This is a genomic window from Streptomyces sp. SID10853 (genome assembly GCF_010548145.1).
In the GTDB taxonomy this organism is placed as follows: domain Bacteria; phylum Actinomycetota; class Actinomycetes; order Streptomycetales; family Streptomycetaceae; genus Streptomyces.
Genome location: NZ_JAAGLN010000100.1, coordinates 1 through 23,210, shown reverse-complemented (window position 1 = coordinate 23,210; position 23,210 = coordinate 1). Strand labels below are relative to the sequence as shown.

The 23,210-nt window shown below is 69.9% G+C and carries 18 protein-coding genes and 1 pseudogene; 1 reads left to right on the top strand and 18 read right to left on the bottom strand.

Translation table 11 applies throughout. The features are described 5' to 3' along the window. The 4 genes and pseudogenes from G3I19_RS19720 to G3I19_RS19705 all read right to left on the bottom strand — a co-directional run. A pseudogene (locus G3I19_RS19720) lies at positions 1-251 on the bottom strand (GNAT family N-acetyltransferase); the annotation flags it as partial. Continuing rightward, the gene (locus G3I19_RS19715; RefSeq protein WP_164264975.1) at positions 248-1,195 is read right to left on the bottom strand and encodes an RluA family pseudouridine synthase; all 948 of its coding nucleotides are present in this window, start codon (positions 1,193-1,195) and stop codon (positions 248-250) included. The pseudogene G3I19_RS19720 and the gene G3I19_RS19715, both read right to left, overlap by 4 nt. 38 nt (positions 1,196-1,233) lie before the next feature. Continuing rightward, positions 1,234-1,938: a signal peptidase II gene (gene lspA / locus G3I19_RS19710; protein ID WP_164264974.1), complete on the bottom strand. Its 705-nt coding sequence runs from the start codon at positions 1,936-1,938 to the stop codon at positions 1,234-1,236. Between the two features lie 73 nt (positions 1,939-2,011). Then, positions 2,012-2,875 (bottom strand): TraR/DksA family transcriptional regulator, encoded by an 864-nt coding sequence (locus G3I19_RS19705; protein WP_164264973.1) that lies wholly within the window; start codon positions 2,873-2,875, stop codon positions 2,012-2,014. 566 nt (positions 2,876-3,441) lie between these two features. Here G3I19_RS19705 and ileS point away from each other — a divergent pair. Continuing rightward, entirely contained in the window at positions 3,442-6,588 is a 3,147-nt protein-coding gene (ileS, locus tag G3I19_RS19700) for an isoleucine--tRNA ligase (protein ID WP_164264972.1), read from the top strand. Positions 6,589-6,982: 394 nt separating this feature from the next. On the opposite strand, the gene G3I19_RS19695 is transcribed toward ileS, so the two are convergent. The 14 genes from G3I19_RS19695 to G3I19_RS19630 all read right to left on the bottom strand — a co-directional run. Continuing rightward, a complete protein-coding gene (locus G3I19_RS19695) occupies positions 6,983-8,254 on the bottom strand; it encodes a DivIVA domain-containing protein (RefSeq protein WP_164264971.1) in 1,272 nt (423 codons plus the stop codon). A 49-nt stretch (positions 8,255-8,303) separates the two neighbouring features. After that, complete coding sequence (locus G3I19_RS19690; RefSeq protein WP_164264970.1) at positions 8,304-8,588, bottom strand: YggT family protein; 285 nt, start codon at positions 8,586-8,588, stop codon at positions 8,304-8,306. A gap of 71 nt (positions 8,589-8,659) precedes the next feature. Then, positions 8,660-9,274, bottom strand: coding sequence for a cell division protein SepF (gene sepF / locus G3I19_RS19685; protein ID WP_164264969.1), 615 nt, complete (start codon positions 9,272-9,274; stop codon positions 8,660-8,662). A 140-nt stretch (positions 9,275-9,414) separates the two neighbouring features. Next, positions 9,415-10,134 carry a YggS family pyridoxal phosphate-dependent enzyme gene (locus G3I19_RS19680; RefSeq protein ID WP_164264968.1) on the bottom strand — a complete coding sequence of 240 codons (720 nt, stop codon included), beginning with the start codon at positions 10,132-10,134 and terminating at the stop codon, positions 9,415-9,417. Between the two features lie 6 nt (positions 10,135-10,140). Then, positions 10,141-10,869, bottom strand: a complete 729-nt coding sequence (gene pgeF, locus G3I19_RS19675) for a peptidoglycan editing factor PgeF (RefSeq protein WP_164264967.1) — start codon at positions 10,867-10,869, stop codon at positions 10,141-10,143. A 32-nt stretch (positions 10,870-10,901) separates the two neighbouring features. Continuing rightward, complete coding sequence (gene ftsZ, locus G3I19_RS19670; protein WP_164264966.1) at positions 10,902-12,110, bottom strand: cell division protein FtsZ; 1,209 nt, start codon at positions 12,108-12,110, stop codon at positions 10,902-10,904. A gap of 274 nt (positions 12,111-12,384) precedes the next feature. After that, positions 12,385-13,191, bottom strand: coding sequence for an FtsQ-type POTRA domain-containing protein (locus G3I19_RS19665; protein ID WP_164264965.1), 807 nt, complete (start codon positions 13,189-13,191; stop codon positions 12,385-12,387). 17 nt (positions 13,192-13,208) lie between these two features. After that, positions 13,209-14,303: an undecaprenyldiphospho-muramoylpentapeptide beta-N-acetylglucosaminyltransferase gene (gene murG, locus G3I19_RS19660; protein ID WP_164264964.1), complete on the bottom strand. Its 1,095-nt coding sequence runs from the start codon at positions 14,301-14,303 to the stop codon at positions 13,209-13,211. A gap of 6 nt (positions 14,304-14,309) precedes the next feature. Beyond that, positions 14,310-15,638 carry a putative lipid II flippase FtsW gene (gene ftsW, locus G3I19_RS19655; protein WP_164264963.1) on the bottom strand — a complete coding sequence of 443 codons (1,329 nt, stop codon included), beginning with the start codon at positions 15,636-15,638 and terminating at the stop codon, positions 14,310-14,312. A 93-nt stretch (positions 15,639-15,731) separates the two neighbouring features. Further along, positions 15,732-17,141 (bottom strand): UDP-N-acetylmuramoyl-L-alanine--D-glutamate ligase, encoded by a 1,410-nt coding sequence (murD, locus tag G3I19_RS19650; protein ID WP_164264962.1) that lies wholly within the window; start codon positions 17,139-17,141, stop codon positions 15,732-15,734. Beyond that, positions 17,138-18,208, bottom strand: a complete 1,071-nt coding sequence (gene mraY, locus G3I19_RS19645; RefSeq protein WP_164264961.1) for a phospho-N-acetylmuramoyl-pentapeptide-transferase — start codon at positions 18,206-18,208, stop codon at positions 17,138-17,140. The genes murD and mraY overlap by 4 nt, the downstream gene beginning before the upstream one ends. After that, on the bottom strand, positions 18,205-19,626 hold the full coding sequence (gene murF / locus G3I19_RS19640) for a UDP-N-acetylmuramoyl-tripeptide--D-alanyl-D-alanine ligase (RefSeq protein ID WP_164264960.1): 1,422 nt from the start codon (positions 19,624-19,626) through the stop codon (positions 18,205-18,207). Before murF ends, mraY begins: the two co-directional genes overlap by 4 nt. Before the next feature lie 4 nt (positions 19,627-19,630). Continuing rightward, positions 19,631-21,304 carry a UDP-N-acetylmuramoyl-L-alanyl-D-glutamate--2,6-diaminopimelate ligase gene (locus G3I19_RS19635; RefSeq protein WP_164264959.1) on the bottom strand — a complete coding sequence of 558 codons (1,674 nt, stop codon included), beginning with the start codon at positions 21,302-21,304 and terminating at the stop codon, positions 19,631-19,633. Positions 21,305-21,318: 14 nt separating this feature from the next. Then, the coding region (locus G3I19_RS19630; RefSeq protein WP_239074571.1) for a penicillin-binding protein 2 at positions 21,319-23,210 on the bottom strand (1,892 nt) is incomplete at its 5' end.

The window sequence follows — 23,210 nt, the reverse complement described above, 5'->3', positions numbered from 1 at the left end:
GAGCCGACGCCCGGCTCGTCCACCCCGCGCCCCGGTCCCGCGGCGGGCAGCAGCAGCCGCCCGGTGCCGAGCGGCCCGTCGGCGCCGGTGGCCAGCACATGCACCGTGGTGGCCTCGTCGGTGTCGTACGTGTCGTACTCCAGCTCGGGCGGCACGCCCTGCTCGGTCACGAAGACGTCCTTGCGGACGGCGAAGCAGGCGTCGAGACCGGCCTTGTCGGCCACCACCCGTACGTCGTACCCGGCGGTCACCGCTGCTCGCTCTCCGCCCGGATCGCCTCCAGCGCGTTCCGCAGGTCTTCCGGGTACTCGCTGCGGAACTGCACCCACTGGCCGTCGGACGGGTGCTCGAAGCCCAGGCTCATCGCGTGCAGCCACTGCCGGGTCAGACCGAGCCGCTTCGCCATGGTCGGGTCGGCGCCGTAGGTGATGTCGCCCACGCAGGGGTGGCGGTGCGCGGACATGTGCACCCGGATCTGGTGCGTACGCCCGGTCTCCAGCTTGATGTCGAGCAGCGAGGCCGCCCGGAACGCCTCGATCAGGTCGTAGTGCGTGACGGACGGCTTGCCCTCGGCCGTCACGGCCCACTTGTAGTCGTGGTTGGGGTGGCGGCCGATGGGGGCGTCGATCGTCCCGCTCATCGGGTCGGGGTGGCCCTGCACCAGCGCGTGGTAGCGCTTGTCGACGGTGCGCTCCCGGAACTGCTGCTTGAGCAGGGTGTACGCGCGCTCCGACTTGGCCACCACCATCAGCCCGGACGTGCCCACGTCCAGCCGGTGCACGATGCCCTGGCGCTCGGCCGCCCCCGAGGTCGAGATGCGGTATCCGGCGGCGGCGAGACCGCCGATGACGGTGGTGCCGGTCCAGCCGGGGCTGGGGTGGGCGGCGACACCGACGGGCTTGAGGATCACTACGATGTCGTCGTCGTCATGGACGATCTCCATGCCGTCGACGGGCTCGGCGACGATCTGGACGGGGGCCGCGGCCGCCGGCATCTCGACCTCCAGCCAGGCGCCGCCGTGGACCCGCTCGGACTTCCCGACCACTGACCCGTCGACCTGCACCTTTCCCGAGGCGGCGAGGTCGGCCGCCTTGGTACGGGAGAACCCGAACATACGGGAGATGGCGGCGTCGACGCGCTCGCCCTCCAGGCCATCGGGAACGGGCAGGGTGCGGATCTCGGGAACGGTACTCACCCGTCGAGTATGCCTTGCCCGGAGGACCGTCCGGGCCGTCAGTCCTTGTGGACGGTCCCGTCGGGGTCCAGGCCCCGGAACGAGAGGAGCACGATCAGGATGCCGCCGCAGACGATCGCGGAGTCCGCGAGGTTGAACACCGCGAAGTGCGCGGGCCTGATGAAGTCGACGACCTCACCCTGGAATGCGCTGGGCGAACGGAAGATCCGGTCGGTGAGATTGCCCAGCGCACCGCCGAGCAGCAGACCCAGCGCGACGGCCCACGGCGCGCTGTAGAGCTTCCTGGCCAGCCGGACGATGACCACGATCACGGACGCCGCGACAATGGTGAAGATCACGGTGTACGCCGAGCCGAGCCCGAAGGCGGCGCCCGCGTTCCTGATCGCGTCGAACTGCAGCAGATCGCCGATCACCTTGACCGGCGGGTGGTGCTCCAGCTTGGCCACGACGATGGTCTTGCTCACCAGATCGAGCAGATAGGCGAGGACGGCCACGACGAAGAGCACCGTGAGCCTGCGCTTGCCCCGGGGCCGCCCTTCGGCGCTCCCCTCGGGGCTCGCCCCGGACGGCTGCTCCGGTGCGTCCTGCGCCGGCCCGGGAACGTCCGACCGGGCGGCATCCGGCCCGGCACCGTCCGGCCCATGGACGTCCCGCTCAGGAACGTCCGACCCGGGAACGTCCGGCTCAGGAGCGTCCGACTCGGGAACGTCCGGCGTACCGATGATGCGCTCCGCCTCTGCCACGTGATTCCCTCGTCCTAGGCCCTGTCCGGTCCGACTCAGGACGAGGGTACGACACACGCCGCCCCGGAAGCTCTCAGTACCGGCGCTCCTGCTTCTGCTTGCACTCGACGCAGAGAGTGGCACGCGGGAACGCCTGCATCCGCGCCTTGCCGATCGGGTTGCCGCAGTTCTCACAGAGCCCGTACGTCCCCGCGTCGAGCCGCTCCAGCGCCCGCTCGGTCTGCTCCAGCATCTCCCGGGCGTTGGCCGCGAGTGCCAGCTCGCTCTCCCGGGTGATGTTCTTGGTCCCGGTGTCGGCCTGGTCGTCGCCTGCGCCGTCGCCCGAGTCCCGCATCAGACCGGCCAGTGCCGTCTCGGCCGCCGCGATCTCGGCCCCCAGCCGCAGATCCTCGCTCTGCAGCTCGGCCCGCGCCTCCGCGACCTCCTCCGGGGTCCAGGGGTCCTCCCCCGGCCGTACGGGCAGCTCGTCCGGGGCCGCGGGTGCGGCGACCCCGGCCTTGGGCACGGCGGAGGCGGCGTGCCCTCCGGCCGCCGCTCCCCCTCCTGCGCTCTTCTTCGCAACCACCGTCTCGGCTCCCGTCTGTTCCGCGGCCTCGGCCGCCCCCTGGGCCGCGGTCGCGGCCGTGCTGCCCGGCGCCGGGTGGCCCGGTGACGTACTGGACGCGGCCCGCTCGCCGGCCGTCTTCCCGCCGGCGTCCTTCTTGGCCGCGGTCTTCTTCGCCGCGGTCTTCTTGGCTGCGGTCTTCTTCGCGGGCGCCTTCTTGGCGGGTGCCCTCTTGGCTGCTGCCTTCTTCGCCGCCGCTGCCTTCTTCGCGGTGGGTCTCCCGGCGACGGTTCCGTCCGCGGCGGCCCCGTGCTCGCCTGCCGCGTCCCCGGCCGTCGCCCCAGTGGATTCTGCGGACGCCGATCGTGATCCGGCGGTCTCTCTTGCCACCATGGCCGCGGCCCCTTCACATTTTGTGATCTTGCTCGCGAGTCTGCTGGGACGATAAATCGACACCAGTCGCGCGGCAACGGGGCACGCCGCCGTTTCAGCCCTCCTCACGTCCGGAGCCGGCCCGGCCTGCATGCGTTGTGCCCAGCTCCCCGCCCGGTAATCCGCCGACCGGGAGTCCCGTACGCGTCCCGGTATTCCGCGGGGCCCCGTATGGCCATTCGGGTCAGCCGGGTGCCCGGGAGCGCCCGCGGGAAAACCGGTCGGAGCCCGCACCGGCGGCCCCGTACACTGGCCCCAGCGGAAGGCATGGACGGGACGAGTAGCGGCGCAGGCGGCCACGAGCGATCCGGGGACGGTGTGAGCCCGGAGGCAGGCACGGCGTGAAGATCACCCCCGAGCCGTCGGAAGAAAACCCGTGGACGAGTGGACGCGGGCGAGTAGAACCGGCACCGCGACCCCAATGAGGGGGCCACGGCACGACAGCCGGGGCCAAGGAGGGTGGTACCGCGGGGGCGTCAGGCTCTCGTCCCTCCGACGGAGAGAGAAACGTCCGTTGGAGGAGTTCGATGACACCGCCCCTGTACCGCCAGGTGCCCGCCCAGGTCGACCTGCCCGCCCTTGAGCACGCCGTGCTCGACTTCTGGCACGAGGCACAGGTCTTCTCGAAGAGTCTTGAGCAGTCCGAAGGACGCCCCGAGTGGGTGTTCTACGAAGGACCGCCGACCGCCAACGGCATGCCGGGCGCACACCACATCGAGGCCCGTGTCTTCAAGGACGTCTTCCCCCGCTTCCGCACGATGCAGGGCTACCACGTGCCCCGCAAGGCCGGCTGGGACTGCCACGGCCTGCCCGTCGAGCTGGCCGTCGAGAAGGAACTCGGCTTCAGCGGCAAGCAGGACATCGAGGCGTACGGGATCGCCGCCTTCAACGACAAGTGCCGGGCCTCCGTCACCCGGCACACCGACGCCTTCTCCGCCCTGACCACCCGGATGGGCTACTGGGTCGACCTGGACCACGCGTACCGGACCATGGACCCGTCCTACGTCGAGAGCGTCTGGTGGTCGCTGAAGGAGATCTTCAACAAGGACCTGCTGGTCCAGGACCACCGGGTCGCCCCCTGGTGCCCGCGGTGCGGCACCGGCCTCTCGGACCACGAGCTGGCCCAGGGGTACGAGACGGTCGTCGACCCCTCCGTCTTCGTACGCTTCCCGCTCACCTCCGGGCCCCTCGCGGGCGAAGCGGCCCTGCTGGTCTGGACGACCACCCCCTGGACGCTGGTCTCCAACACGGCCGTCGCCGCGCACCCCGGCGTCAGCTATGTCGTCGCGACCGACGGCCGGGAGAAGCTGGTCGTCGCCGAGCCGCTGCTCGAAAAGGCGCTCGGCGAGGGCTGGGAGACCACAGGCGAGCGGTTCACCGGCGCGGAGATGGAGCGCTGGACCTACCAGCGTCCGTTCACCCTGGTCGACTTCCCGGCCGAGGCGCACTACATCGTCAACGCCGAGTACGTCACCACCGAGGACGGCACCGGGCTCGTCCACCAGTCCCCCGCCTTCGGTGCGGACGACCTCCAGGTGTGCCGCGAGTACGGCCTCCCGGTCGTCAACCCGGTGCGCCCCGACGGCACCTTCGAGGAGGACGTCCCGCTGGTCGGCGGTGTCTTCTTCAAGAAGGCCGACGAGACGCTGGTCGCCGACCTCCAGGCACGCGGCGCGCTCTTCCGGCACGTCCCGTACGAGCACAGCTACCCGCACTGCTGGCGCTGCCACACCGCGCTCCTCTACTACGCGCAGCCGTCCTGGTACATCAGGACCACCGCGGTCAAGGACGCGATGCTCCGGGAGAACGAGAGGACGAACTGGTTCCCGGACTCGGTCAAGCAGGGCCGCTTCGGCGACTGGCTGAACAACAACGTCGACTGGGCGCTCTCCCGCAACCGTTACTGGGGCACCCCGCTGCCGATCTGGCGCTGCGATGACGACCACCTCACGGTCATCGGTTCACGCGCCGAACTGACCGACCTCACCGGCACCGACCAGTCGGAGCTCGACCCGCACCGCCCGTACATCGACGAGGTCACCTTCCCCTGCCCGCAGTGCGAGAAGACCGCGACCCGGGTCCCTGAGGTCATCGACGCCTGGTACGACTCGGGTTCGATGCCGTTCGCCCAGTACGGCTACCCGTACCGGAACAAGGAACTGTTCGAGCGGCGCTACCCGGCCCAGTTCATCTCCGAGGCCATCGACCAGACCCGCGGGTGGTTCTACACCCTCATGGCGGTCGGCACGCTGGTCTTCGACAGGTCGAGCTACGAGAACGTCGTGTGCCTGGGCCACATCCTCGCCGAGGACGGCCGGAAGATGTCCAAGCACCTGGGCAACACCCTCGACCCGATCCCGCTGATGGACCGGCACGGGGCGGACGCGGTGCGCTGGTTCATGGCGGCCGGCGGCTCCCCGTGGGCGGCCCGCCGCGTCGGCCACGGAACGATCCAGGAGGTGGTCCGCAAGACCCTCCTCACGTACTGGAACACGGTGGCCTTCCAGGCGCTGTACGCCCGTACGTCCGGCTGGGCCCCCTCGGCCTCCGATCCGGCGCCCGGCGACCGCACGGTCCTGGACCGCTGGCTGCTCAGCGAACTCAACGCGCTCGTGGACCAGGTCACCCAGTCGCTTGACGCGTACGACACCCAGCGGGCCGGCAAGCTCCTGTCCGCCTTCGTCGACGACCTGTCGAACTGGTACGTGCGCCGCTCGCGCCGGCGCTTCTGGCAGGGCGACGCGGCGGCGCTGCGCACCCTGCACGAGGTGATCGAGACGGTCACCGGGCTGATGGCGCCGCTCACCCCGTTCATCACCGAGCGGGTCTGGCAGGACATGATCACCCCGGTCACTCCGGACGCCCCCGAGTCGGTGCACCTGTCCGGCTGGCCGAAGGCGGACCTGGCGGCGATCGACCCGCAGCTCTCGCAGCAGATGGCGCTGGTGCGGCGGCTGGTGGAGCTGGGCCGTGCGACGCGCGCCGAGTCGGGCGTCAAGACCCGCCAGCCGCTGTCACGCGCGCTGGTCGCGGCGGCCGGCTTCGAGTCGCTGACGCCCGAGCTGCGTGCCCAGATCACCGAGGAGCTGAACGTCTCGTCCCTGGCCTCGCTCTCCGAGGTCGGCGGCTCGCTCGTGGACACCACGGCCAAGGCGAACTTCCGCGCGCTGGGCAAGCGTTTCGGCAAGGGAGTCCAGGCAGTGGCCAAGGCGGTGGCTGAGGCAGACGCGGCGGCGCTCTCGCTCGCACTGCGCGAGGGCACCGCGTCCGTGACGGTCGACGGCGAGACCGTCACGCTCGCCCCCGACGAGGTGATCATCACCGAAACCCCCCGCGAGGGCTGGTCGGTGGCGTCCGACTCGGGCGCGACGGTGGCCCTGGATCTGGAGATCACACCGGAGCTGCGCAGGGCGGGGCTGGCGCGTGACGCCATCCGGCTGATCCAGGAGGCCCGCAAGAACAGCGGCCTGGACGTCGCCGACCGCATCGCGGTCCGCTGGTCGAGCACCACCCCGGAGACCAGGGACGCCCTGACCGAACACGCGGCCCTGATCGCGGACGAGGTCCTGGCCCTGGACTACGCGGAGGGCGAGGGCGAAGCGACGGCGTACGGCGAGGCGTTCACGGACGAGGGCCTGGCCCTGACGTTCCGCCTCCACAAAACAGAGGCATAAAGCTCCCCTGCGATGGGCCCGCCCGGACACCCCCGGCCGGGCCCATCGGCTTTTCCCCACGACGCTCTCCCATCGACACCCCTATCCCCCAGCCCTGCCGGCAATTCCAACCGCCCCCCAGGGACCCACCCACGCCGGCACATTCCAGCCCCTCCGGCGCTTGAGGAGCGGGGTCCGGGGCGGAGCCCCGGTTACGGGAAGGGGAGGGGAGGGGAACAGGCCCGCCGCAGGCGCCACCCACCCGCACCCACCCACGCACCCACGCACGCACGCACGCACGCACGCACGCAACGACCCCACCCCCACCACCCCACACAAAAGGGCCGGGCCCCGGGGAAATCCCCGGGGCCCGGCCCTCAGTCAACCGACCGTCAAGCGCTCAACGCACCGAACGTCAGCTGTCGTCCTCGTCGATCAGGAAGCCACGCATAGGCGAAGGCGCCTGCTGCATGGGCTGCGGAGCCTGCGGCCGCACCGGCGCCATCGGCTGAGTCATCGCCGGTGACATCTGCTGCTGACCGCCGTACGACGGGCCACCGCCCATGGACGGCTGGCCGCCCATCGACTGGTTGCCGCCACCCATGCCGTGCTGCGTGTGCCCCATCGCACCCGCGCCGGCCGGAGCCATCGAGGGCGACGGCGGCAGCGAAGCGGTGGCCGGGGTACGCGGCGGCGCCAGCGAGTCGTCCGCCTGGGTCTCCAGCTGACGCAGCTGGCTCTCCAGGTAGGACTTCAGACGGGTCCGGTACTCACGCTCGAAGCCACGCAGATCCTCGACCTTGCGCTCCAGCGTCGCGCGGGCGGACTCCAGCGAGCCCATCGCCACACGGTGCTTCTCCTGAGCGTCCCGCTCCAGCGCGTCGGCCTTGGCACGGGCGTCCCGCTCCAGACCCTCGGCACGGCTCCGCGCCTCGCCGACGATCTTGTTGGCCTCGGAACGGGCCTCCGCGATCGCCTGGTCGGCCGTCTGCTGCGCGAGCGAGAGCACACGGGCGGCACTGTCGCCGCCGGGGCCCTGCTGCTGCATCTGCGGGGGACCGCCGTGGCCGCCCATCGGACCGCCCATGGGGCCCTGGGCAAGCTGCCCCTGACCACCCATCGGGCCCTGCTGGCCCATCGGACCCTGACCCATCGGACCCTGCTGGCCCATGGGACCCGGGCCGAGCTGGCCCTGGCCGCCCATCGGGCCCTGCTGGCCCATGGGGCCGGGACCGTGCTGACCCTGCGGACCAGGACCGTGCTGGCCCTGAGGACCGGGGCCGTGCTGACCCTGGGGACCCGGGCCGTGCTGACCCTGGGGACCGGGGCCGTGACCGCCAGGACCTGCAGGCAGCTGGGGCTGACCGCCCGGCAGTTGGGGCGGACCCATCTGCGGCTGCTGCTGGCCCTGCGGTGGACCGGATATGGCGGCGGGCACCGGAGCGTTCGGACCGCCCCGGCCGTCCTGCTGCTCGGGCGGCTTCCGCATGCCCTGCTGCTGATTCTGCGCGGCGGCACGCGTGGCGGCCGCCAGCTTGGCGCGCAGGTCCTCGTTCTCGCGGAGCAGTCGTGTCAGTTCGGCTTCGACCTCGTCGAGGAAGGCATCGACCTCGTCCTCGTCATAGCCTTCTCGGAGGCGGACGGTCGTGAACTGTTTGTTCCGCACGTCCTCGGGGGTCAGCGGCATCTCTTCTTCACCTCTACGTAGTCGTCGGCAGTCGGCAGGACCGAATCGTTCACACCTGGCTCACAATGCTGATCAGGATGTAGACGATGATCATCAGAACGAAGAAGGACAGGTCGAGTGCCACGCCCCCGAGACGCAGCGGCGGAATGAACCGCCGCAGAAGCTTGAGCGGTGGATCGGTGACAGTGTAAGTGGCCTCCAGAACGACCACCATCGCCTTGCCAGGTTGCCATGAACGGGCGAACTGGAAGACGTAGTCCATGACAAGCCGGAAGATCAACACGATGAGGAAACACATCAGCGCGATGTAGACCACATCCAATGCGATGCCCATCTAGCGCTTCCCTCTCCCCTGATGCTCTCGTTCTTCCGGCCTTCCGGCCGGGGTTGTCCCGGTGTCTCGTCTCAGCTCTGGTTGAAGAAACCGCCCTCTGCGATACGGGCCTTGTCCTCCGCCGTGACATCGACGTTAGCAGGCGACAACAGGAACACCTTCTGCGTCACCCGCTCAATGCTGCCATGCAGACCGAAGACAAGTCCTGCGGCAAAGTCGACAAGTCGCTTCGCATCGGTGTCATCCATCTCGGTCAGATTCATGATCACCGGAGTGCCCTCACGGAAGTGTTCCCCGATGGTACGGGCCTCGTTGTAGGTCCGGGGGTGCAGCGTGGTGATGCGGTAGGGCTCCCGCTCGGACACAACCTTGGGCATGATCACCGGGGCGTTCTTCTCCATACTCGGGCGTTCAGGTGTGATGGACGCCACGGGGGCGATTCGGGCGGGTCGTCCGCTTTCCGCCGGTAGCGCAACAGGCTCGCGCTGGGCGGGCGGTTGCACCATTCGCACCGGTTCGTCCTGCTGGGACTGGTGCGACTGATGCGGAGGTTGGTGTCGCCGTCGGTCCCTCTCGGGCTCGGGCTCGGGTTCGAACTCGTCATCGGGGTCGAACCCCGGGCCGTCGTACCCATCGTCCTCCACGAGGCCGAGGTAGACCGCCATCTTGCGCATCGCGCCGGCCATGCTCTGAGTCCTCCGCTCTGTGGTGGATCGCCCTTGTGCCAATTTCGCAGCGTCACCAAGTGCCCGCGATCCACTGGGTCTGCCCGCCGATCGGCGGGAATGACCATATTTTCTGCTGTGGTCCGACTTGCTTCGCGACGTTACCCGAGCGGGGGACGGACGCCGAGTACCGCAGTGCCGACGCGGACATGTGTCGCACCCGCCTTCACCGCCTCTTCGAGGTCCGCACTCATCCCTGCTGACACCATGTTGGCAGCAGGATGGGTCGCGCGCAGGCGGGATGAGATTTCCATCAGCCGCTCGAATGCCGCCTGTTGCCGTCCCGCGTACGGTCCGGCCAGCGGTGCGACGGTCATCAGTCCGTCGAGCCGCAGTCCTGGTGCGGCGGCCACCGAGTCGGCCAACTCGCCGACGCCGTCCGGCGCGACGCCACCGCGCTCCCCCCGCCCGCCGGCCTCCGCGTCGAGCGCGACCTGGACCAGGCAGCCCAGTTCCCGCCCGGCCCGGACGGCCGCGGCTGAGAGAGAAGTAACAAGTCTGGCCCGGTCCACGGACTGCACGACATCGGCATAACTCGCCACAGAACGGACCTTGTTCGTCTGAAGCTGACCGACAAAGTGCCAGGAAAGCGGCAGATCCGAACACTCCGCGGCCTTGGGTGCCGCGTCCTGATCGCGGTTCTCCGCCACCTGTCGTACGCCGAGTTCCGAGAGAAGTCGCACATCGCTCGCGGGATACGTCTTGGTGACCACGATCAGGGTCACGTCATCGCGCTCGCGGCCCGCGGACGCGCAGGCGGAAGCGATCCGTTCCTCCACGCGGGCCAGGTTTGCGGTGAGTTCGCGCTTACGGTCCGTCATGACGTATCAGTCCAGCCAGACATATCCGGCGAGCCGCCCAGTGGTGCGGTCGCGACGGTAGGAGAAGTGGTCGGCCGATTCCAGGGTGCAGACCGGCGAGTGCTGCCGGTCCACGACGCCGAGCGCCGACAGCTGGGCGAGCACTCCGGCGGTGACATCCACCGCGGGAGTGGACCAGCTCGTCTCCGACCAGGCTTCCGGAACGGTCCGCGCGACCTCGGCCCGCATGTCGGCGGGCACTTCGTAGCAGCGGCCGCAGACGGCGGGACCGGTGCGGGCCGTGATCCGGGCGGGCTCGGCGCCGAGCGAGACCATCGCACCGACGGCGGCCGGGACGACCCCGGCGACCAGTCCAGGACGGCCCGCGTGAGCGGCGGCCACCACGCCCGCGACCGGGTCGGCGAGCAGTACGGGGACGCAGTCGGCCGTGAGCACCGCGAGCGGCACCCCGCGATGGGCGGTCACGACGGCGTCGGCCGCCGGGATTTCCGCCCCCTCGCCGAGGGTCTCCGCCCAGGGGCCTTCGACCACGGCGACCTCGCGCCCGTGCACCTGGTTCATCCAGACGACCCGTGCCGGGTCGATGCCCAGTGAGCGTGCGGCGAGTTCACGGTTCGTCACGACGGCGGCCGGGTCGTCACCGACCGCTCCGCCGAGATTGAGCTGATCGTACGGAACGGCGCTCACCCCGCCCCACCTGTCGGTGAAAGCGAAGTGCGCGCCGTTCGTGGACATGCCGGTGTCGTACGCGGTTATGGGACGCCGCATCACTTCAAGAAGTCCGGTACGTCCAGCTCTTCGGCCTGGCTGTCCTGGTACGGGCGGGCCGGCGGGACCTGCGGCGGGGCGACCGGCGCCGCCGGGGCCTCGTTCACCCGCTCCGTCTCGGCCGGAACCGGAGTCTCCTCGCGCTGGGTGACCGCTCCGAGACCGCCGAACGAACGGGACGACTCGGTGGCCGTCACCGGAACGGGCTCCTCACGCTTGGCGGAGCCGGTACCGATGGCGCTCTCCCGGCGGGTCGGCGGCTGTCCGCCGTCGAAGCCCGCCGCGATGACCGTCACCCGTACCTCGTCACCGAGGGCGTCGTCGATGACGGCGCCGAAGATGATGTTGGCCTCGGGGTGGGCGGCCTCGCTGACCAGCTGTGCGGCCTCGTTGATCTCGAAGAGACCGAGGTCCGAACCGCCGGAGATCGAGAGCAGTACTCCCCGTGCGCCGTCGATGGACGCTTCGAGCAGTGGCGAGGAGATCGCCATCTCGGCCGCGGCCACCGCACGGTCGTCGCCGCGTGCCGAGCCGATCCCCATGAGCGCCGATCCGGCCTCGGACATCACGGACTTGACGTCCGCGAAGTCGAGGTTGATCAGACCCGGTGTGGTGATCAGGTCGGTGATGCCCTGGACACCCGACAACAGCACCTGGTCCGCGGACTTGAACGCGTCCAGGACGCTGACCTGGCGGTCCGAGATGGACAGCAGGCGGTCGTTGGGGATGACGATGAGGGTGTCGACCTCTTCGCGGAGTTCGGCGATGCCGTCCTCCGCCTGATTGGCGCGGCGCCGGCCTTCGAAGGTGAAGGGACGGGTGACCACGCCGATGGTGAGTGCGCCCAGCGAACGGGCGATGTTGGCGACGACGGGTGCGCCGCCGGTGCCGGTGCCACCGCCTTCTCCTGCGGTGACGAAGACCATGTCGGCCCCCTTGAGGACCTCCTCGATCTCCTCACGGTGGTCCTCTGCCGCCTTGCGGCCGACTGCCGGGTTGGCCCCGGCGCCGAGGCCGCGGGTCAGTTCACGGCCGACGTCGAGCTTGACGTCGGCGTCGCTCATCAACAGGGCCTGTGCGTCGGTGTTGATCGCGATGAACTCGACGCCCTTGAGGCCGACCTCGATCATTCGGTTGATGGCATTGACACCACCGCCGCCGACACCGATGACCTTGATGACTGCGAGGTAGTTCTGCGGTGCTGCCACGTCGAAGGCCTCTCGCCTCGAGTTACGTGTCGCCGCTGCGTGCTTGACGCTTCGCGACGACGGATGCCGATGGGACGGTCCGAACGCCGACCCGAACCCTAACTGTGAAGTTGAGGGTTACCAGTGTGTCTGCTCCTTGGACTCTCCGAACAGGACACTAAGTCGACAAGCGGCGCACGTTCAATGAACACGCCGAACCTCCCGTTTTTCTTTTCACCCTATGTGATCAGCCGTTGCGCTGACCAACCAGGGTGCTGGCCAGCAGCGATGCCCGTCAACTCCCTGACACCGCAGGGGCGGTGGGGGCGCTCACATCGAAGTGCGCCGCCTTGGGGGCGGCTTTCATCAGCGCCATGAGCGCACGGGCCTTCGCCGTGCCGAACTCGCCGCTCCCCCAGGCGACTGTGCGGTGCCCGGTCAGCTCGAGCGAGATGGAGTCGTATGAACTGACCCGGACGAAAAGGGTGTCACGGGCGACCGCGGACGGAAGTTCCCGCGCCACCCGTACCGCTTCGACCCGCAGCCGGTCCGCGCCGAATCGCCGCGTGCTCGGTGACTGACCGGCAGTCAATTCGAGTACCGGCACTCTCCGGGGAGCGCTTTCCACTGTGGCGAAACGCACGCCCTTAGCGTCCACTTCTGTGAACTTACCGCCCGACTTCATGAGCAGTACCGGCTTTCGCTCGGTCACTTTCAGACTGATGTCGTGCGGCCATGAACGGGTGACAACCACCGAGTCGATTCGGGGCAATTTCTTCCGCAACCGGTTCTCCATCGCATCCGTATCGACGGAAATCAGCGGATCACCGATCGGAACAGCCGCGGCCGACTCCACCTGGTCCCGGGTCAGAACCTGCGTCCCCGTGGTCCGGATATGCGTCACCCGCAGCCAGGAAGAGCCATAGAGTGCCCAGATACCGCCGCCCGCCAGAAGCAGCAGGACGGCGAGCACCAGGATCACCAGCCGCCTGGTGCGTGGCCGCAGGCGGCCTGGGGGCTTCCGCTGCCCCTGGGAGCGGCCGCGGCCGGACTCCGCCGCTGGATTGCGTTCACCGCGCTGTGCGGTCGTCGGTCCGGCCACGCTCGCTCCTTCGGGCGTCACGCCTGGTGGCGCGCCGCGATCGCCTCGTACACCATGCCGACGAGCAGGTCGTCGGCGTCCCGGCGGCCGAACTCGGCGGCGGCGCGGGACATCTCGAACAGCCGGTGCGGATCGGCGAGGACCGGCAGGACGTTGCCCTGCACCCACTCGGGGGTCAGCTGTGCGTCGTCCACCAGCAGGCCACCGCCCGCGTTGACCACCGGCTGGGCGTTGAGCCGCTGTTCACCGTTGCCGATGGGCAACGGCACATAGGCGGCGGGCAGCCCCACGGCGGAGAGTTCGGCCACGGTCATCGCGCCCGCGCGGCAGAGCATCATGTCGGCCGCGGCGTACGCGAGGTCCATCCGGTCCACGTACGGTACCGGGAGGTAGGGCGGCATTCCGGGCATGTTGTCGACACGCGGCAGTTCGTTCTTCGGGCCGACCACGTGCAGGATCTGGATCCCGGAGCGCTGGAGCACCGGAGCGACCTGCTGGACCACCTCGTTGAGACGGCGGGCCCCCTGCGATCCGCCGGAGACCAGCAGCGTCGGCAGGTTGGGGTCGAGACCGAAGGCGGCGCGCGCCTCGGGGCGGACCCTGGCGCGGTCGAGTACGGCGATGGTGCGGCGCAGCGGGATACCGATGTAGCGGGCCCCGCGGAGCTTGCTGTCCGGGGTGGAGACGGCCACGGCGGCCGCGTACCGGGAGCCGATCTTGTTGGCGAGCCCCGGTCTGGCGTTCGCCTCGTGGACGATGATCGGCACCCCGAGCCGCTTGGCCGCGAGATAGCCGGGCAGCGCCACATAGCCGCCGAAGCCGACGACACAGTCGGCCTTGGTCCGCTCCAGGATCTGCTCGGCGGCCTTGATCGTCCCGCGCAGCCGTCCCGGGACGGTGATCAGCTCAGGGGTGGGCCTGCGGGGCAGCGGTACGGCGGGGATCAGCCCCAACTCGTAGCCCCGTTCGGGTACGAGACGGGTTTCGAGCCCGCGCTCCGTACCGAGGGCCGTGATGCCCACGGCCGGGTCCTGCCTGCGCAGGGCATCCGCAAGGGCGAGCGCCGGCTCGATGTGGCCGGCGGTCCCCCCGCCGGCGAGTACGACATGCACCGAAATTCACCGCTCTCCGGACGGACGCTTCTTGACGCGCCGTCTCATCGACTTCCATCTCACCCCGGGCCTCCGCAAGGCCAGAGCCGTTCTCGCTGCGGGGTCCGACCGCGCAAAGGCGATCAGCAGCCCGACGGCGAACATGGTCGGCAGCAGGGCGGAGCCCCCGTAGGAGAACAGCGGGAGCGGGACACCGGCGATCGGCAGCAGACCGAGCACCGCACCGATGTTGATCACGGACTGGACCGTGATCCAGGTGGTCACACCTCCCGCTGCGTACCTCACGAAGGGGTCCTCCGTGCGTCCGGCCACGCGGATACCCGCATAGCCTAGAGCCGCGAAGAGGCCGAGTACCGACAGAGTCCCCGCAAGGCCCAGTTCCTCCCCGGTGACCGCGAAGATGAAGTCCGTGTGCGGCTCGGGGAGTTGACCCCATTTCTCCACACTCGCACCCAGTCCGGATCCGAACCAGCCGCCGGACGCCAGTGCGTAGATTCCGTGCACCGCCTGCCAGCACTGGTCCTTCGGACCCGGGTCGGTGGCGCCGATGCAGGCGAGCCTGCCCATCCGGTTCGGGCTGGTCTTGATCAGCAGGAACGTCATGAACGCCGCGATGCCGAGCACCATCGCGAACATCCGGGTGGGCGCCCCCGCCAGCCACAGCAGTCCGAAGAGAATCGCTGTGAGAATGATCGCGGTGCCCATGTCACCGCCGAGCATGATCAGTCCGAGCAGCATGAAAGCGACCGGGACGAGCGGCACGAGCATGTGCTTCCACTGCGTGAGCAGCTTCTTCTCCTGCTTGCGGGCGAGCAGGTCGGCGCCCCAGAGGATCAGCGCGAGCTTGCCGAACTCGCTGGGCTGCAGCATGAAGGGGCCGCCCAGCGAGATCCAGTTCTGGTTGCCGTTGACCGAACGCCCTATCCCCGGCACCTGGACGAGCACCATCAGGAAGACGGTGCCCGCGAGCAGCGGGTAGGCGAAGGCCCGGTGCAGCTTCACCGGCATCCGGGTCGCGATGAACGCGAGACCTCCGCCGAGTACCGCGGCGAAGAGCTGTTTGCGGAAGAAGAACGAGCCGGGCTCGGAGATCTCCAGCGCCTTGATCATCGAGGCGGAGTAGACCATCACCAGCCCGAGCACCGTGATCAGGAGGGCGGACCCCACCAGCAGGTAGTAGGCCGTCAGAGGGCGGTCCAGGGCGCTCCGTGCCTGCTCGTAGCTGCGGCGCAGCTGGCCGGTGCCCGCGCCGCGCGGTACGGAGCCGCGCGGCGCCGCGGCCGGGCGGCGCGCCGTCCCCGTACCGCCACGCCCGCCTCTGTCCTTGACCGGCATGCCTGTCCCCTCCACTCGTGCCCGGCCTCCGCCGGGTCCCGGCGCGGGGCCGTACGCCGGGCGGCCGGGAGACACGTTCCCGGTGCCGCGGCCCTAGCCGATCTCGGCGGCCAACTCGCGTACGGCGTCGGCGAATGCCTCACCGCGCTTGTTGTAGTTGACGAACATGTCCATGGAGGCACAGGCCGGAGCCAGCAGAACCGTGTCCCCCGGCCGGGCGAGCCGTGCCGCCTCCCTGACCGCCGCCGACATGGCCCCAGTGTCGGTCCGGTCGAGGTCGACCACCGGTACCTCCGGGGCGTGTCGCGCCAGGGCTTCGGCGATGAGCGCCCGCTCGGCGCCGATCAGTACGACGCCCCGCAGCCGCTTCGCCGCCCCGCCGACCAGGTCGTCGAAGCTCGCTCCCTTGGCGAGGCCGCCCGCGATCCAGACAATCGGGTCGTAGGCCGCCAGTGAGGCTTCGGTGGCATGGGTGTTGGTGGCCTTGGAGTCGTCGATGTACGCGACACCGGCGACGTCGGCCACCTTCTCGATACGGTGCGGATCGGGCCGGAAGGCGCGGAGTCCGTCACGTACGGCGGCCGGCGCCACGCCGTACGCGCGGGCCAGCGCGGCCGCGGCGAGGGCGTTGGCGATGTTGTGCGGCGCCGGCGGGGTGACGTCGGCGATCTCCGCCAGCTCCTGTGCCCGCTTCTGCCGGTCGGCGACGAAGGCCCGGTCGACCAGGATCCCGTCGACCACACCGAGCTGCGAGGGCCCGGGGGCGCCGAGCGTGAAGCCGATGGCCCGGCAGCCCTCCTTCACGTCGGCCGCGCGGACCAGTTCCTCGGTGGCCGGGTCGGCGGCGTTGTAGACGCAGGCCACGGTGTTGCCCTCGTAGACCCGGCCCTTGTCGGCCGCGTACGCCGCCATCGAGCCGTGCCAGTCGAGGTGGTCGGGGGCCAGGTTGAGCACGGCGGCCGAGTGGACGCGCAGACTGGGCGCCCAGTGCAGCTGGTAGCTGGAGAGCTCCACGGCCAGGACGTCGTACTCCTCGTCGCCGAGGACGGCGTCCAGGAGGGAGACGCCGATGTTGCCGACGGCCTCGGTGCGCAGCCCGGCGGCGCGCAGGATCGAGGCGAGCATCCGTACGGTCGTGGTCTTGCCGTTGGTGCCGGTGACCGCGAGCCAGGGCGCGGCGCCCGGACGCCGCAGCCGCCAGGCGAGTTCGACGTCGCCCCAGACCGGCACCCCCGCTTCGGCCGCCGCCAGGAAGAGCGGCTTGTCGGGCCGCCAGCCCGGCGCGGTGACGATGAGTTCGGTGCCGTCCGGCAGGGTGGCCCCGTCGCCGAGGCGCACCGTGATGCCCAGCGCGGTGAGTTCACCGGCCTGGGCACGGGCGCGCTCGTCGGCGCCCTCGTTGACGACGGTGACCTCGGCTCCGAGGCCGTGCAGGGCGCGCGCCGCCGGCAGCCCGGATACGCCCATGCCCGCGACGGTGACGCGCTTGCCCTGCCAGTTCACTTCGCGGCCGCCCAGCCCGCGTAGAAGAGCCCGAGGCCGACGATCACGCACATGCCCTGGATGATCCAGAAGCGGACCACGACAAGGACTTCGGACCACCCCTTGAGTTCGAAGTGGTGCTGGAGCGGCGCCATCTTGAAGACCCGCTTGCCGGTCATCTTGAACGAGCCGACCTGGATCACGACGGACATGGTGATCAGGACGAAGAGGCCGCCGAGGATGGCCATCAGGAACTCGGTGCGGGAGCAGATGGCGAGCCCGGCGAGTGCGCCGCCCAGCGCCAGCGACCCGGTGTCACCCATGAAGATCTTGGCGGGCGACGTGTTCCACCACAGGAAGCCGAAGCAGGCGCCCATCAGGGCCGATGCGACGACTGCCAGGTCGAGTGGGTCTCTGACCTCGAAGCAGGCGCTGGGGTTGGTCAGGGTCGCCGCGTTGGCGCAGGACTCCTGGAACTGCCAGACACCGATGAAGGTGTACGCGCCGAAGACCATCACGGATGCGCCGGTGGCGAGGCCGTCGAGGCCGTCGGTGAGGTTCACCCCGTTCGACATGGCGAGGATCATGAACAGCGCCCAGACGACGAAGAGCACCGGGCCGATCGACCAGCCGAAGTCCGAGACGAAGGAGAGCTTGGTGGAGGCCGGCGTGTAGCCGCGCGAGTCCTTGAACATCAGGGCGAGGACGGCGAAGGCGATGCCGACGATCAGCTGGCCTGCCATCTTCGCCTTGGCCCGCAGCCCCAGCGAGCGCTGCTTGACGATCTTGATGTAGTCGTCGAGGAACCCGACCAGGCCCATCCCCGCCATCAGGAAGAGCACCAGCACACCCGAGAACGTCATCGGGTCGCCGGTGATCAGCTTGGTGGCGAGGTAGGCGATGACCGTGGCCAGGATGAAGGCGATACCACCCATGGTCGGGGTACCGCGCTTGCCGTGGTGGCCGCGCGGTCCGTCGTCCCGGATGAACTGCCCGTACCCCTTGCGGGCGAGCAGCTTGATCAGCAGCGGTGTGCCGACCAGGGTCAGGAAGAGTCCGATGACCCCCGAGAAGAGAATCTGCTTCATCGGGCGGCGACCTCGCCCTCGGTACCACCGTCGAGCAGGGCGCTCGCCACCTGCTCCAACCCCACCGACCTGGACGCCTTCACCAGCACGACGTCTCCCTCACGCAGTTGACTGCGCAACAGGTCGACGGCCGCCTGCGCGTCGGACACGTGCACCGACTCCTCACCCCACGAACCCTCGTTATAGGCGCCCAGTTGCAGCCAGGACGCTTCCCTGCCCCCGACTGCCACGAGCTTGCTCACGTTGAGCCGGACGGCCAGCCGTCCGACCGCGTCGTGCTCGGCGAGTGACTCGTCACCGAGCTCGGCCATCTGGCCGAGCACTGCCCACGTACGTCCCCCCCTGGCCTGAGCGGCTTTGCCCATGGCCGCCAGCGCACGCAGCGCGGCTCGCATGGATTCGGGGTTCGCGTTGTAGGCGTCGTTGACAACGGTCACACCGTCCGGACGCTCGGTGACCTCCATGCGCCAGCGGGAGAGCGAGCCAGCCTCGGAGAGCGCCGTTGCGATCTCGTCTGCGGACATGCCCAACTCATGTGCGACGGCGGCCGCGGCGAGCGCGTTCGACACGTGGTGCTCACCGTACAGGCGCAAGGTCACATCGCCGCACCCGGTGGGTGTGTGCAGCGTAAAGGCGGCCTGTCCGGTGTCGGTCAGGCGGACCTTCTCGCCACGTACGTCCGCTTCATCCGCCTCTCCGAAGAGCAGGAGGCGTGCCTTGGTGCGGGAGGACATGGCGCGTACGAGCGGGTCGTCGGCGTTGAGCACGGCGACGCCGTGCTCCGGAAGCGACTCGACCATCTCGCCCTTGGCCTGCGCGATCTGCGCACGCCCGCCGAACTCCCCGATGTGCGCGGTCCCGACGTTGAGGACGAGACCGGTCTTCGGCGGCACCAGGCTGGTGAGGTAGCGGATGTCGCCGATGTAGCGCGCACCCATTTCGAGGACCAGGTAGCGGGTGTTCTCGTCGGCCCGCAGCGCGGTGAGCGGCAGGCCGATCTCGTTGTTGAGGTTGCCTTCCGGGTAGACCGTCGGGCCCTTGCGGGCCAGGAGCTGGGCGATCAGGTCCTTGGTCGACGTCTTCCCGGCGGAACCGGTGAGGGCGACGACTTCGGTGCCGAGGCGCTCCACGACGGTACGCGCGAGCGCCCCGAGCGCGGCGGTCACGTCGGGCACCACGAGGGCGGGCACGCCGACGGGACGGGTGGCCAGCACGGCCACCGCCCCCGCTTCGACGGAGCTCCGCGCGTAGTCGTGGCCGTCGACGCGCTCACCGGCGAACGCGACGAAGAGACTGCCGGGCCGCACCGCGCGGGAGTCGCTGACGACGGAACCGGTGACCAGGACGGACGGATCCGGTATGTCGTGCGGCTGCCCGCCGATGATGTCGGCGATCTCGGCGAGGGAAAGGGCGATCACTTGGTCATCCCTGACTGTTGTTCTCGATTGCTGCGCGCTCGATTGCTGCGCGGAGGACCTGGCGGTCGTCGAAGGGGCGTACCACTCCGGCGATGTCCTGGCCCTGCTCGTGGCCCTTGCCCGCGATCAGCACGGTGTCCCCGGGCCTGGCGCGGGCCACGGCCGCCGCGATGGCCGCCGCACGGTCCGAGTCGATCAGGACGTCGCCGCGCTCGTGCACCGGCACCTCGGCGGCGCCGGCGATCATCGCGGCGAGGATCGCGAGGGGGTCCTCGCCGCGCGGGTTGTCGGAGGTCAGTACGGCGGTGTCGGCGAGGCGGGCGGCCGCCGCGCCCATCGGGCCGCGTTTGGTCTGGTCGCGGTCGCCGCCGCAGCCGAGCACGATGTGCAGCCGTCCTTCGGTGACCTTGCGCAGGGCGCGCAGCACCGACTCGACGGCGTCCGTCTTGTGCGCGTAGTCGACGACGGCGAGATACGGCTGTCCGGCGTCCACCCGCTCCAGCCTGCCCGGTACCCCGGGGACGGCCGCGATGCCGTCGGCCGCGGTCTGCGGGTCGGTGCCCGCGACGGCGAGGGTGACGATCGCGGCGAGGGTGTTGGCCACGTTGAAGGGACCGGCCAGCGGGGAGGTGGCGGCGATGCGCTGCCCCTGCGGGCCGACAGCGGTGAAGGTGCTGGTGAACAGGGCCACTTCGACGTCCTCGGCCCGCCAGTCGGCGTCCGGGTGCCCCTCGGCGGAGAACGTGGTGATGGGGACGGTCGCCTCGTCGACGAGCCGGCGGCCGTACTCGTCGTCGTAGTTGACCACGCCGACCTTGCTGAGCCGCGGCGTGAACAGCTGCGCCTTGGCCTGGAAGTAGTCCTCCATCCCGGAGTGGAACTCCATGTGCTCCGGGCTGAGGTTGTTGAAGACCGCGACGTCGAAGACGCAGCCGTCGACCCGGCCCAGCACCAGCGCGTGGCTGGAGACCTCCATGGCGACCGTGTCGACGCCGCGCTCACGCATGACCGCGAACAGCGCCTGGAGGTCGGTGGCTTCGGGGGTGGTGCGCTCGGACTTGATGCGTTCGTCGCCGATGCGCATCTCGACCGTGCCGATGAGGCCGCTGAGGTGTCCGGCCGCCCGGATGCCGCCCTCGACGAGATAGGCGGTGGTGGTCTTGCCCGAGGTGCCGGTGATGCCGATCTGGAGGAGGTCGCGGCCGGGGTGGCCGTAGATCTCCGTGGCCAGCTCGCCCATCACGGCGCGCGGGTCGGGGACGGTCAGCACGGGGAGGCCGGTGGCCTCGGCCCGTTCGGTGCCCTTGGGGTCCGTGAGCACCGCGGTGGCTCCCAGGCCGGCCGCCTGCTCGACGAAGTCGGCGCCGTGCAGCCGGGCACCGGGGAGTGCGGCGTACAGGTCTCCGGGGCGGACCGCCCGTGAGTCGTGGGTGATGCCGGTGACCTCAGCGGCGCCAGGTGACGCGATGCCCAGTCGTCCTGCCAGATCCCCCAGAGGGGTCGGTCGGACCTCGGCCGGACGGGGTGCTCCCGGATAGGTCACAGAAGGGTCTTTCTGGGCGATTTGGTACTGATCAGCGTGTGGCACGGCGGTGAGCGTACCGGGCGCACCGGGCTCCCCGCGAAGTGAGGGTGCGGGGGTGTTCCGGTTCCCCGGCCCCGGGGTGATGGTCGTCACTGATGGTTCCTGAGTCACTGGTGAGGGCCGAAGGTGACCGGGATGGGGTCGGCCTTCTTGCCGGTCGGCGGGGTCTGGAGGGTCTTCAGGGCGAACTCCATGACCTTTTTGTAGACAGGGCCACAGGTGGAGCCGCCGAAGTGGCTGCCGCTGGTCGGGTTCTGGATGGCGCAGTACACGGTGATACGGGGTTTGTCGGCGGGGGCGAAACCCGCGAAGGACGCGGTGTAGCCGCTGTAGCGGCCGGTCTTCGGGTCCACCCGGTTGGCCGTCCCGGTCTTGCCCGCGACCCGGTAGCCGGGGATACGGGCGGAGACGCCTGTGCCTTCCACATCGCTCACGACCGACTCCAGCATCCGGGAGACCGTCTTCGCCGTCTGCTCGCTGACGACCCTGGTCTTCTTCGGGGCGGGTGACGGGGTGAACCGCCCGTCGGGTCCCTTGGTACCGCTGATCAGCGAGGGCTGCACCCGCACGCCGCCGTTGGCGATCGTCGAGTACACGGATGCCGCCTGCAGCGCGTTGAGCGAGAGCCCCTGGCCGAACGGGATCGTGTACTGCTGGGACGTCGACCAGTCCTGCGGCTTGGCCAGGATCCCCGAGGTCTCGCCGGGGAAGCCGACGCCGGTGGGGCTGCCGATGCCGAACTTGCGCAGATAGGAGTAGAGGACCTTGTTGGCCTCGGGCTGTGTCTTACCGAGCTGGCCCGCGGCCTCGATGGTGCCGATGTTGCTGGACTTGGCCAGAACGCCGTTGAGCGTCAGCGACCAGGTGTCGTGGTCGACGTCGTCCTTGAAGAGCCGGTCCCCGCGGTGCAGCCGGTTGGGGACGGTGACGTGGGTGGTCGGTGTGGCCACCCCCTGCTGGATGATGGCGGCCATGGACATGATCTTGCTGACGGAGCCGGGCTCGTAGGCGTCCTGGACCGCGGCGTTGCCGAGCGCGTCGGGGTTGGCGTGGGTCAGGTCGTTGGGGTCGAAGCCGGGCGCGTTGGCCATGGCGAGCACCTGACCGCTCCTGGTGTCCTGCACCACCACATAGCCGCGGTCGGCCTTGGACTCCTTCACCTGCGCGGCGATCGCGCTCTGCGCGGCCCACTGGATGTCGCGGTCCAGGGTCAGTTCGACGTCCGAGCCCGGTACGGCCGGCTTCTCGCTGGCGCCGGCGGTGGGCACCGTGCGGCCGCCCGACTGGGCGTACGTGATCTTGCCGTTCTTGCCGGCGAGCTCCTTGTTCAGCGACGATTCCAGGCCGCCGGCACCCTGTCCTGCCGAGTTGACCCAGCCGAGCACCCCGGCGGCGAGATCGCCGTTCGGGTACACGCGTTTGGTGCTCGGCTCCTGGAAGATCCCGGCGATCACATCGGCGCCCTTGCCGCCCTTGGCCTTGTCGGCGGCGGCCTTCTGCGCGAAGACGCTCTGCAGGTCCTTGATCTGGTTCCAGACCTGCGGGGTCTGCCGGCTCGCCAGCAGCACATAGCGGGTGTCGGGCGTCCTGAGCTTGCGCGCGATCGCCTCGGCGTCCTCGTCGAGGATCGGCGCGAGCAGCGCGCCCGCCTGCTCCGGGGCGTCGGTGGCGTGGCTCTGGGCGCGGCTGAACATCGTCGGGTCGGCCGTGATGTCGTACGCGTCGACACTGGAGGCCAGGGCCACCCCGCTGCGGTCGGTGATCTCCCCGCGCTCGGCGGTCAGTGTGTGGCTCAGATAGCGGTTCTTGTCCGCCTTGGCCGTGTAGGCGGAGGCATCGATGGCCTGGACCTGGAGCAGCCGTACGACGAAGACCGCCATCACGAGGGTCAGTGCGAGGGTGACGAGCCGAAGCCTGGGGCGCGGGCTGCCGAGCCGCAGCTTGCGGGCGTTCTGCCGTGCGGGGCGCGGACGGCGCTGGGCCGGGCGCGCGCCACGGG